Here is a 10617-nt window from a genome sequence, read left to right as displayed (position 1 = left end):
CCATCAACTCCTCAACAGTGGGATCGCCGGGCCGGTTCATCCGATTCTTGAATCTGAACCGTACTGCCCCGTCAACTAAAGACGTCGAAAGGGAGCCGGTTCGCGGGGACGAAACTGCCGAAATGAAGATCGAATTGCTCGGCCCCGACCGCTTGAGACTCAGAAGCTTTGATCGCGATCCTGCCACCAACTCGATGGTGGCAGTTACAGATCTGCATCTGCAAAGGCAGCAGTAATCAACCCGCTCGCCTTTTCAGCTCTTTGAGAAATGCGATGAGCTCGTCATTTGCAGCTTTACTCAGCGCCAGGTGATCTGTCACCGCACTGATCGCGCCCAGAACCTCGTCTTCCCGCCACCCGACCGTAACGGCGCTCGCTACGACGTTCTGGACAGCGAGCTCGACCGCGTGCTGGCAAAGCAGGTGCCGGTCCTCGGGATAACAGTCAGCTGGTGGAAGCGGGATGATCATGTCCTTGAGGTAGAGTCGCCGCGGCTGTCGGCAAGATCCCGTGGCTCCACAGCCCGGAAGGTGATAGACCAGGTCGAGCCCTTGTAGTAGCCCTCAGCCATCCGATCCATCTCTAGGAAGGATAGAGCATCATCCAGTTCCCGCGCCGGTATGTGCTTCTCGAGTACTGCGAGAGCGTCATCTACGGTCATCGTTCGATCGAGTTCAGTCGCTGGTGAGGTGAAGTTGATATGGACGAAACGGTTGGGCATGGCAGCGACTTAGGGGCGGCCGTGTGATCGACAAGGCCACCAGGGCAGGCATTCCGTCAACGCCCGCTTTATCCGAGCCCCATAGCGACCGTGTCATAGACGAGCATGCATCGGTCATAGTACGGGTTGCCAATCTTCTCACAGCCTTCCGCTGCCGCGATCCGCAGTCGGAGCGAGGGGAGGCAGCTGTCGCCGACCTTCGCTAGAAGGGCACTCGCGTCGTATCTGCGGCGCATCCCGCAGCGGGAGCAATGGAGCAGTATCTTCCTTCCGGCGAGGTCGGAAAGGTGCGGGTCTCGCGGCTCATCATCGGGTATCGCTTTTCGGCGCATGGGCGGTGTCTCTCACGTAGAGACCGCCGCACCGGTCGAAGTGTTGCCCGCCGCCACTCGGGTGCATTCGAAATCGCGCAGATGACCGTGGACGTCAAGAGAACGAGTGCGCCGCAGCTGTTGATATCCGGTGGCGTCGGTAAGCACATGGGTACCGGTGACGACGGCTGATAACCGTTCGTTAAGAGTGGTTCGGCTTCTTTGTTTTTAGGGCGCAGACCAGGCTCAGCTCCTTTAACGAGACATCGAACTGAACATCGGCCAACGAGTTTGTATGCTCCTGCATATAGGCTTCTGCATCGCTTTTGGATCGCTGAGAACTGCTTGAAAGAGCTTTCCGCTCGGCCAGCCAGCTTGTCGAACTTCGTTTCGTAGACCGCGGATTTCTTGGCGTCTCCGCCTTCCTCGTAGACTTTTGCTATCATCGCAAAGGCCGACCCACACGAGAAAAGATGCTCACTCGTATTCGGTGAAAGCTCGCCTGAACCCTGACCGTTGCCCGGCGTTGCAAAAAGCCCCGACCAGAAGAAAAACAATTGCACGCATCAAGGCCAAACTCCTTCACGCCGAAGTCGTTACTGTAGCACCGCAGACAGGGGAAATGCCATCCTAAGCTTGGAGGATCGGCTGCCGACGCTGACGACACATGTTGGGTTCTGACGATGAATGATATCGGCCCGAAGCGGACGAAGGGTTGCCGCCTTGAGTCCCTCAGTGGCGTCCCACGGTGCTTTCGATTTCTGGATGTCGGCCTTACTTTGCATGTGACGTTTGACCGCAAAAGCTTGGAGAGAGGCGATGAAGGCCACACCTTTTCTTATGTTCCCGGATCAGAGATCGAGCAGTTAACCCGTTATGGCGATGAGCACGATGAGATGGCAGGTAAGGTTTTTACATCCCTCATACGCATCGCGGGCCAAACCGTGATGGCGAATGACAGCCCTCCGGTCCACCAATTCACTTTCACGCCGTCCTTTTCGTTCTGGATCGATTGCACCGAGAGCGACCAGGTGGCGCATCTCGCGGAAGTCCTATCCGTTGATGGAAAGAAAATGATGCCTGCCGACAACTACGGTTTCAGCGAAAGCTTCGCCTTCGTTGAAGACCGTTTCGGCATTTCGTGGCAGCTTTGCTACAAACTGTCGCCGGAACGTCCTGAGGTTTAGGAAGCTCGTTCAAAATTAACTTGTCCGCTGTTGGCGCTTCTGAGCCGTGACGGCTTGGGCGAAGCGGACGAGCTGTGGAGACTTTAAGAGTGGTTAAGCGGTCGCTGCAACTGACGCATCGATAATACCTTGCCAATCGGCGAACTAATGTCTATAGTTCACCATATGGCAAACAATAATCTCTCACTTGATACCGCGTTCTACGCCCTATCAGACCCAACAAGAAGAGCGGTGATCAGCCGCTTGTTGAGGCGATCCGCCCCGGTCAAGGAACTGGCCGAACCCTTCAAAATGGGACTTCCTTCATTCCTGAAGCATCTGCGGGTGCTTGAGGAGAGCGGCTTTATCGTGACCGAGAAAATTGGCCGAACGCGTACCTGCCGCGTCAGGGTTGAGCGCTTGGAAGAGGCCGAAAACTGGCTTTCCGAGCAACGCAAGCTTTGGCAGGCGGCGACAGATCGCCTTGCTCATTATGTCGAAGAACAAATGCCAGGAGACGGAACTGATGACTGAAAAATCTGAACTTACCATTTCAAAGTTTATCGAGGCACCGCCCGCGAAAGTCTGGAAGGCGTGGTCGTCTCCGGAGCATCTTGCGCAGTGGTGGATACCGAAGCCTATTGAGTGCCGGGTGGTCAAGCTCGACTTGAAGCCTGGCGGAGGCTTCGAAACGCTCATGCGCGAGCAAGGCAGTGAGTTCAAGCCGCATGTTGAGGCTTGTTTTTTGGAAGTTATGCCGGAGCAGCGGATGGTTTGGACCACAACCTTGGCAGAGGGCTGGCAGCCGATCGAGCCCTGGCTTGCGCTCACTGCCATCATTACGTTCGAACCACAGAGCACGGGTACTCTCTATTCGGCGCGGGTATTGCACAAAACTGCAGCCGACGGCTTGAAGCACGAGCAGCTAGGGTTCCAAGAGGGGTGGGGCACCACACTCACCCAGCTCGCGGCGTTCGCTCAGCGTCTGTGACCTTGACCACCGCCAGCAGGCGAGCGTGAGGTCAATTACTAGCTCGTCCTGCGGGGCACTTGGTAAACCGGCTCCTCAGATATCTTCAAGATCATTGGCATGTCTCCTGTTGGCGCGAAGCGGAAGACACGTCCCGGCTGTTGCGGCAATGCGGGCGGCTCAGCCGCAGCCAAGTTGTAGCCCTAGCCCGGTTCTGGCGAGCTGCCAGCAGGCACGAATCTGACCTCATTTACACCGGCTAGGGCCAACGCCAGGTTCCGGCCTGACTATACCAAAGCTTCCAAGGTAGCGAAGGCCAAGCCCACAGTACAACGCTGCCATGGACCGCTTGCGGACCGTTTGGCATGTCAAGGCCAGAACAAACCTAGATCAGACGGCGCAGTCTAGCCCGGAAAGGCGTGTTTCCGCGAAGCCATCGCCGTTCGGGACGGTGGCTTCCTTCTGCCGCTTATGCGCTGTCTAACGATGACGACCAGAACACCCTAAGAACATGCTGCACGGATTTTGCGCGCAGCTGCACGTCAATTCGTACTTTGTTCTGCTGCTTCATGCATGTGAGTGCACCGCCTCCGCAGTGGCTGTGGCAGCAAGAGTCCTGAAAAACAAGGCGGATGATGGTGCTGCTAGAGAGATTTGAACTCTCGGCCTCTCCCTTACCAAGGGAGTGCTCTACCCCTGAGCTATAGCAGCTTGCGCGCCCACCGGAGCGCTTCGTCCGGGAGCGAGCGCCTATTGCCATAGCTTGGGGGTGAGTGCAAGTCGCAATTTGAACTTCCTTTTTCCGAGGGTTCGGGCCTGCTGCTCTTTTTTTCAGCTGATTCTTCCGTTATTCGCGAGGAATGGCAGAGGATGAGCGGGATTCGTCGGTAGCGGAGCGCAAGGCTGCGGCAAAGGCGCAGGCCGAAGCCCGTGCGCAGGAGCGAAAGGCGCGGGCGGCAGAGAAGCTGCGGGAGAACCTTCTTCGCCGCAAGAGCCAAACGCGGGCGCGTCGGTCGGGCGAAGCGGACGAGGCGGTGGGCCTTCCTGCCGCAAAAAAAGACGAATCGCACTGACACATGCTGCGCCCAAGCATATTTCAATTCATTTGAAGCGATCGGGGTTTTCGTTTAAGGACGCCAGCTTCGCGCTTGCACAAGAAAAAGGGCGGGGATTACCCCCGTTGGACCTCATGGATCGCATCAGAATTCGCGGCGGCAACAAGCTCAATGGCGTAATCCCGATCTCCGGCGCGAAGAACGCGGCGCTGCCGCTGATGATCGCGTCGCTCCTGACCAGCGACACGCTGACGCTCGAGAACGTCCCGCATCTTGCCGATGTCGAGCAGCTGTTGCGCATTCTCGGCAACCATGGCGTCGATGTTGCCGTCAACGGACGGCGGGAAAGCCAGACCGAAAGCTACTCCCGCACCATCCACTTCACCTGCCGCACGGTCGTCGACACCACCGCACCCTATGACCTCGTCTCAAAGATGCGCGCCAGCTTCTGGGTCATCGGCCCGCTACTTGCCCGTGTCGGCCAGGCGCGGGTCTCACTGCCGGGTGGCTGCGCCATCGGCACCCGCCCGGTCGACCTCTTCCTCGACGGGCTCCAGGCGCTGGGCGCCAACATGGAGATCGACGGCGGCTACGTGAACGCCACTGCTCCGACAGGCGGACTTGTTGGCGGACACTATACCTTCCCGAAGGTCTCGGTGGGGGCAACCCATGTGATGATGATGGCGGCGACGCTTGCCGACGGCACCACGGTAATCGAGAACGCCGCGCGCGAGCCGGAGATCGCCGATCTCGCCAAGTGCCTCAATGCGATGGGCGCCAAGATTTCCGGTGCCGGCACCAGCACCATCACCATCGAAGGCGTGACGTCGCTGCATGGCGCGCGTCACCGCGTCCTGCCTGACCGTATCGAGACCGGCACCTATGCCATGGCTGTCGCGATGGCCGGCGGGGACGTCACCCTGGAAGGTACCGAGGCTGCGCTGCTCGACAACGCGCTCGACGCGATCCGCATGGCAGGCGCCACCGTGAGCGAGACCGAAAGCGGCTTGCGCGTCGTGCGCAACGGCAACGGCATCCAGCCGGTGGATGTCGTTACCGAGCCGTTTCCCGGCTTCCCGACCGACCTGCAGGCGCAGTTCATGGCGCTGATGACCCGTTCCTCCGGCGTCTCCCACATCACCGAAACGATCTTCGAGAATCGCTTCATGCACGTGCAGGAGCTTGCGCGGCTCGGCGCCCGCATCTCGCTCTCCGGCCAGATGGCCCGCATCGAGGGCGTGAGCGGCCTGAAAGGTGCGCCGGTGATGGCAACGGATCTGCGCGCCTCGGTATCGCTGGTGATTGCCGGCCTTGCCGCGGAAGGCGATACGATCGTCAACCGGGTTTACCATCTCGACCGTGGCTTTGAGCGTCTCGAGGAGAAGCTCACCCGCTGCGGCGCCGAGGTCGAGCGCGTCAGCGACTAAGGTTCCGGTGGCGTTGCTTCTCGTGCCGGTCCATCCTATCTCCACTCCAGGATGAACCGACGCCCGCTGCGTCACCAACGGAATTGGGAAAAGATGGCTGACCTCAAGCTTCTGGCGCTCGACAAGGACGATCTGGGAATTGTCTCGGCACATATGCAGGATAGCGTGTTCCGCGTCGCAGACTTGAGCTACGACCGACGCGCCCGGCAGTTCACCGCCATCTTGAATCGCTTCGTCTGGGAACAGGCCGACCGCAAGAAGAAGGGCTTCGAGCGTCGCCGCTCCGTCATTTCCTTCAAACGGGTAGAAGCGGTGCGCAGCCTCGACATCAATCGTCACAAACTGGACGAGGTCTATTGCCTGCTGACGATCCGCTTCGACCAGAAGGGGGAGGGGCCGGACGGCACGGTCGAACTGACGCTTGCTGGCGGTGCTGCCATCAGCCTGGACGTGGAGTGCATCGAGGTGCAGATGCTGGATACCGGCGGCGCCTGGGCGACCGAGCGCATGCCGCAGCATCCCGAAGAGGAATAGGTAAGGCCGCGCTCTCGGGCGCACTGCATGAAGGGGACTGTCGAGTGGCGATCTGGCTGGAACAGGCATCGGGGGATTTCGAGGAACGGTTTTCCGCTTTCCTTTCCACCAAGCGCGAGGTGTCGGACGATGTGAACGCCGTCGTCAAGGCTATCATCGATGACGTACGCACACGTGGCGATGCAGCGCTGATCGACTACTCTGCCCGCTTCGACAAGGTGGACCTTGCAAGCGCAGGGCTGCGCGTCCGGGAGGAGGAGATCGATGCGGCGGTAGCGGCGACGTCTGCGGATGTGCTCGACGCGCTGCGTCTGGCGGCCGAGCGCATCGAGAAGCATCATGCGCGCCAGATGCCGAAGGATGATCTCTACGAGGATGCGCTTGGCGTCGGCCTCGGTTCGCGCTGGACGGCGGTGGACGCAGTGGGGCTCTACGTTCCGGGCGGCACGGCCAGCTACCCCAGTTCGGTCCTGATGAACGCGCTGCCGGCCAAGGTGGCGGGCGTGCCGCGGGTCGTCATGGTCGTGCCCGCGGGCGGCGGCGTCGTCAATCCCGCCGTCCTTGCTGCCGCAAGGATTGCCGGCGTCTCCGAGATATATCGCGTCGGTGGCGCGCAGGCGGTGGCAGCGCTGGCTTATGGCACAGAAACGATCGCACCTGTTGCCAAGATTGTAGGGCCCGGCAATGCCTATGTTGCCGCGGCCAAACGGCAGGTGTTCGGACAGGTCGGGATCGACATGATTGCCGGCCCTTCGGAGGTCCTAGTGATCGCCGATCGCGATAACAATCCGGACTGGATTGCGGCAGACCTTCTCGCCCAAGCCGAGCACGATCTTGGCGCACAGTCGATCCTCGTGACCAACGACCGCGCATTCGGAGAAGCGGTCGAGCAGGCCGTCGAGCGCCAGCTGAAGACGCTCTCCCGGTCGCAGACCGCAGCCCAGAGTTGGGCCGATTTCGGTGCCATCATCCTGGTGAAGGATCTGGCCTCGTCCCTGCCGCTCGCCAACCGCATCGCCGCCGAGCATCTCGAACTGGCGGTGGCCGATCCGGACGCGCTGCTGTCAGGCATACGCAATGCCGGCGCGATCTTTGTCGGGCGTCACACCCCGGAAGTGATCGGCGACTATATTGGCGGGTCGAACCACGTCTTGCCAACGGCACGCTCGGCACGCTTCTCCTCGGGGCTTTCGGTGCTCGACTATGTAAAGCGCACATCCATCCTGCGCCTCGGGCCGGAGCAACTGGCGGCACTCGCGCCGGCCGCCATCACGCTTGCCCATTCGGAAGGGCTTGATGCGCATGCGCGCTCTGTTTCAATCCGGTTGAACCGCGGAGGTTAGGGATGCCGAAGGGCGATTTCCGGCTCTCCGACGTCGTCCTTGACGAATCTATCGGCCGCTCCACCCCGGATGTCGAGCACGAGCGTGCGGTCGCAATTTTCGATCTTGTGGAAGAAAACAATTTCGAGCCGGTAGGGCACTCGGGCGGGCCCTATCACCTGCGGCTTTCGCTGGTCGATGCTAAGCTAGTGTTCACCGTGACCACGGAAGCGGGCGAGGACGTCGCGATACACATCCTGTCGCTGACGCCCTTCCGGCGGATCATCAAGGACTACTTCATGATCTGTGAAAGCTACTACGAGGCGATCCGCTCGGCGACGCCGAGCCGCATCGAGGCGATCGACATGGGCCGGCGCGGCATCCACAACGAGGGTTCTCAGACGCTGCTCGACCGCCTCGAGGGCAAGGTGAGGATGGACTTCGACACGGCGAGGCGTCTGTTCACGCTCGTCTGCGTTCTCTACTGGCGCGGATGACGGCGATGGAGAAGTCGTCGGCCGAACAGGCAGTGACGGAGAAGCCGGGTGCAGTGCTTTTCATGTGCGGCTGGAATGCGATCCGTTCGCCGATGGCCGAAGTCATTGCCAAACAGCTTCTCGCGCCCGATATTTATGTCCAGTCGGCAGGGGTTCGCACCGGTGAGCGCGATCCCTTCGTCGACGTCGTCCTCGACGAGATGGGCCTATCCATAGGCAAGCATAAGCCGCGCACGCTGGATGATCTGGAAGATGACTTCTTCGATCTGATCGTCACGCTGACGCCGGAAGCCCACCATGCGGCACTGGAACTCACCCGTTCCAACGCCGTGTCCGTCATCTATTGGCCGACGCTGGACCCTACGGCGGCAGGCGAAACTCGAGAACAGCGGCTTGCCGCTTATCGGGACGTTCGCGACAGCCTTTGGCGACGGATCGACGAGCAATTTTCCAGGTTCAGGAAGCCGCAGGCAGAGACGCCCTAAGGCACGATGCGAATTGGAATTATGCGAGTTCACAAACCGGACATGATTGTGTAGTTTCCGCGCAAATTTGCGGGCGGGCAATCTGTCCAGCCCAATATCAACCGACAGGAAGAACATCCATAGATGGCTAAAGAAGAAGTCCTCGAATTTCCGGGCGTCGTGACCGAACTGTTGCCGAATGCAACCTTTCGGGTGAAGCTCGAGAATGAACACGAAATCATCGCACATACCGCCGGCCGCATGCGCAAGAACCGCATCCGCGTCTTGGCCGGCGACAAGGTCCTAGTGGAAATGACGCCTTACGACCTGACCAAGGGCCGCATTACCTACCGTTTCAAGTGACGCCTCCAAAGCGGCAGATCGGCTGAAGCCAATGGCGTCTGATCAAAAACTCATCCTTGCCTCCGGTTCGCCGAGACGCATAGACCTGCTGAACCAGGCGGGAATCGAGCCGGATCGTATGATGCCGATGGACATCGACGAGACAGCGAAGAAATCCGAGCATCCGCGGTCATTGGCGCGCCGTCTCTCGTCGGAGAAGGCTGAGGCAGCCCTTGCTGCCATCAAGGGTGATCTTGCCTGGCGCCACAGCTACATCCTCTCGGCCGACACCGTCGTCGCCGTCGGTCGGCGTATCTTGGAGAAGACGGAATTCACCGAAGAGGCGGCCTCTGCGCTTCATCTTCTTTCGGGGCGCGGCCACTGGGTCTACACCGGCATCTGTCTAGTTACGCCGGGCGGCCAGTTCCGGCAGAAGGTCGTCCAGACCAAGGTGCGCTTCAAACGGCTCTCGGCCCACGAGATCGACAACTACATCGCGTCGGGCCAGTGGCGCGGCAAGGCCGGCGCCTATGCCATCCAGGGAATCGCCGGTAGCTTCGTTCAGAAGATGGTCGGTTCCTACACCAACGTCGTGGGCCTGCCGCTTTACGAAACCCTTTCGCTGCTGTCCGGAGAAGGGTTCGACGTTCAGGCACGCTGGCCGGAAGGTTGACCATGTCCTCGCCCATCAAACCCGGCGGGAAGATAGAGCCGCTGCGCAAGGCACGGCCCTGCCCGGAATGCGGCAAGGCGTCTGATCGTGAGCATTATCCATTCTGCTCCGACCGCTGCCGCACGCTCGATCTCTCACGCTGGCTGAAAGGCTCCTACGCGATCCCCTTGGCGGATGACGAATCCAAGGCTGGTGGCGGGGAGAACGAAGCCTGACAGCGTCTGCCCGAGGGACGTCAGAAAATCGCGAACTCGCGTCGAAAAAGTGTTCGGCGGTGCTGGACATAGGCGAGCAAGATGTTATAACCCCGCTCGCTTCCGGGGGAGAAACCCCCGCCGGCCTGCGCCGGAAGGCTGATTGAAGCCTCGATGCCCGGATAGCTCAGTTGGTAGAGCAGCGGATTGAAAATCCGCGTGTCGGTGGTTCAAATCCGCCTCCGGGCACCATTTCGTGCAAATTCCCTTTAGCCAAGTCCACCTCGAAGGCAGTGACTGCTGGTATGGTCCGTGTCGTGATCTCGGCGCGTCGCGGCGACGTTTACCGTTCCAGATCATCGTGCTCGACGCTTAGGAGTTCGTGGATGACCTTGAGCGGGTCGAAGTCCAAGAGCCTGGCCAAGTCCAAGAATTCAACCACGTCAATGCGACGCTGTCCGCTTTCCAAGCGCGCAACAAAAGACTGATATTCCCCGAGGTTCGTCGCGAGCTCTGTCTGAGTTAGGCCTGCTGCTTCACGTTTCTCTTTCAGCAACGCGACCAGGGTTTCATGCCGTCTGGTTCCAAGGGTCTTCGTCACGGAGCCCACCTTTGCAAGATGGGTCTTTAATTAAATCTGATTTCCAGCTATCTTAAATTCAGATAATCAGGCGGCTTCGCATCCGATGGACGACCCGGCGCCGGTAGAGGAGGCACCTCATGGAACTTCGCCAGCTTTCCTACTTCGTGGCAGTGGCCGAGGAGCTGCATTTCGGCAGGGCGGCAGCGCGGATGTGTATTGCCCAGCCGGCGCTGAGCACGCAGGTGCAGGCGCTGGAGAAGCATCTGGGGGTGCAACTGCTGCATCGCACGACCCGGAAGGTGGAGCTGACACGGGCAGGGGAAGTCTTCTACGACCGCTGCATCAGGATCCTCGGTGA

At 60.0% G+C, this 10617-nt stretch carries 16 protein-coding genes, 2 tRNA genes and 1 pseudogene; 16 read left to right on the top strand and 3 right to left on the bottom strand.

Annotation, left to right across the window (positions count from 1 at the left end; all coding sequences use genetic code 11):
• A pseudogene (locus MUU54_RS24085) lies at positions 1 to 236 on the top strand (hypothetical protein); the annotation flags it as partial.
• Between the two features lie 230 nt (positions 237 to 466).
• Here the strand turns inward: MUU54_RS24085 and MUU54_RS24080 are convergent.
• Positions 467 to 721, bottom strand: coding sequence for a basic helix-loop-helix domain-containing protein (locus MUU54_RS24080; protein WP_247246474.1), 255 nt, complete (start codon positions 719 to 721; stop codon positions 467 to 469).
• A gap of 251 nt (positions 722 to 972) precedes the next feature.
• Between MUU54_RS24080 and MUU54_RS24075 the strand changes: the two genes are divergently transcribed.
• The 4 genes from MUU54_RS24075 to MUU54_RS24060 all read left to right on the top strand — a co-directional run bounded on the left by MUU54_RS24075 (position 973) and on the right by MUU54_RS24060 (position 3189).
• On the top strand, positions 973 to 1224 hold the full coding sequence (locus tag MUU54_RS24075; protein WP_247246473.1) for a hypothetical protein: 252 nt from the start codon (positions 973 to 975) through the stop codon (positions 1222 to 1224).
• A gap of 491 nt (positions 1225 to 1715) precedes the next feature.
• Entirely contained in the window at positions 1716 to 2219 is a 504-nt protein-coding gene (locus MUU54_RS24070; protein ID WP_247246472.1) for a VOC family protein, read from the top strand.
• A 165-nt stretch (positions 2220 to 2384) separates the two neighbouring features.
• Positions 2385 to 2732 carry an ArsR/SmtB family transcription factor gene (locus tag MUU54_RS24065; protein WP_247246471.1) on the top strand — a complete coding sequence of 116 codons (348 nt, stop codon included), beginning with the start codon at positions 2385 to 2387 and terminating at the stop codon, positions 2730 to 2732.
• The gene (locus tag MUU54_RS24060) at positions 2725 to 3189 is read left to right on the top strand and encodes an SRPBCC domain-containing protein (RefSeq protein ID WP_247246470.1); all 465 of its coding nucleotides are present in this window, start codon (positions 2725 to 2727) and stop codon (positions 3187 to 3189) included. The genes MUU54_RS24065 and MUU54_RS24060 overlap by 8 nt, the downstream gene beginning before the upstream one ends.
• Before the next feature lie 615 nt (positions 3190 to 3804).
• On the opposite strand, the gene MUU54_RS24055 is transcribed toward MUU54_RS24060, so the two are convergent.
• Positions 3805 to 3879 (bottom strand) — tRNA-Thr (locus MUU54_RS24055).
• A 149-nt stretch (positions 3880 to 4028) separates the two neighbouring features.
• Here MUU54_RS24055 and MUU54_RS24050 point away from each other — a divergent pair.
• The 10 genes from MUU54_RS24050 to MUU54_RS24005 all read left to right on the top strand — a co-directional run bounded on the left by MUU54_RS24050 (position 4029) and on the right by MUU54_RS24005 (position 9928).
• Positions 4029 to 4241: a hypothetical protein gene (locus MUU54_RS24050; protein WP_247246469.1), complete on the top strand. Its 213-nt coding sequence runs from the start codon at positions 4029 to 4031 to the stop codon at positions 4239 to 4241.
• A 116-nt stretch (positions 4242 to 4357) separates the two neighbouring features.
• Positions 4358 to 5650 (top strand): UDP-N-acetylglucosamine 1-carboxyvinyltransferase, encoded by a 1293-nt coding sequence (gene murA, locus MUU54_RS24045; protein ID WP_247246468.1) that lies wholly within the window; start codon positions 4358 to 4360, stop codon positions 5648 to 5650.
• A 93-nt stretch (positions 5651 to 5743) separates the two neighbouring features.
• Positions 5744 to 6184 carry a DUF2948 family protein gene (locus MUU54_RS24040; RefSeq protein WP_247246467.1) on the top strand — a complete coding sequence of 147 codons (441 nt, stop codon included), beginning with the start codon at positions 5744 to 5746 and terminating at the stop codon, positions 6182 to 6184.
• 44 nt (positions 6185 to 6228) lie between these two features.
• Entirely contained in the window at positions 6229 to 7527 is a 1299-nt protein-coding gene (gene hisD, locus MUU54_RS24035) for a histidinol dehydrogenase (protein WP_247246466.1), read from the top strand.
• 2 nt (positions 7528 to 7529) lie between these two features.
• The gene (locus tag MUU54_RS24030; protein ID WP_247246465.1) at positions 7530 to 8003 is read left to right on the top strand and encodes a UPF0262 family protein; all 474 of its coding nucleotides are present in this window, start codon (positions 7530 to 7532) and stop codon (positions 8001 to 8003) included.
• Positions 8000 to 8488 carry an arsenate-mycothiol transferase ArsC gene (locus MUU54_RS24025; protein WP_247246464.1) on the top strand — a complete coding sequence of 163 codons (489 nt, stop codon included), beginning with the start codon at positions 8000 to 8002 and terminating at the stop codon, positions 8486 to 8488. Before MUU54_RS24030 ends, MUU54_RS24025 begins: the two co-directional genes overlap by 4 nt.
• A gap of 123 nt (positions 8489 to 8611) precedes the next feature.
• The gene (infA, locus tag MUU54_RS24020) at positions 8612 to 8830 is read left to right on the top strand and encodes a translation initiation factor IF-1 (RefSeq protein WP_004435948.1); all 219 of its coding nucleotides are present in this window, start codon (positions 8612 to 8614) and stop codon (positions 8828 to 8830) included.
• Between the two features lie 31 nt (positions 8831 to 8861).
• Entirely contained in the window at positions 8862 to 9482 is a 621-nt protein-coding gene (locus tag MUU54_RS24015) for a Maf-like protein (RefSeq protein ID WP_247246463.1), read from the top strand.
• A gap of 2 nt (positions 9483 to 9484) precedes the next feature.
• Positions 9485 to 9697 (top strand): DNA gyrase inhibitor YacG, encoded by a 213-nt coding sequence (gene yacG, locus MUU54_RS24010; protein WP_247246462.1) that lies wholly within the window; start codon positions 9485 to 9487, stop codon positions 9695 to 9697.
• Between the two features lie 155 nt (positions 9698 to 9852).
• A tRNA-Phe gene (locus tag MUU54_RS24005) sits at positions 9853 to 9928 on the top strand.
• Between the two features lie 91 nt (positions 9929 to 10019).
• On the opposite strand, the gene MUU54_RS24000 is transcribed toward MUU54_RS24005, so the two are convergent.
• Positions 10020 to 10277, bottom strand: a complete 258-nt coding sequence (locus MUU54_RS24000; protein WP_376742270.1) for a helix-turn-helix domain-containing protein — start codon at positions 10275 to 10277, stop codon at positions 10020 to 10022.
• A gap of 119 nt (positions 10278 to 10396) precedes the next feature.
• Between MUU54_RS24000 and MUU54_RS23995 the strand changes: the two genes are divergently transcribed.
• Positions 10397 to 10617: LysR family transcriptional regulator (locus MUU54_RS23995; protein WP_247246460.1), on the top strand; the 221-nt coding region annotated here is incomplete at its 3' end.

It is taken from the genome of Pseudorhizobium tarimense (assembly GCF_022968135.1).
Classification (GTDB): domain Bacteria; phylum Pseudomonadota; class Alphaproteobacteria; order Rhizobiales; family Rhizobiaceae; genus Neorhizobium; species Neorhizobium tarimense.
This window is presented reverse-complemented; position numbering and strand designations above follow the sequence as displayed.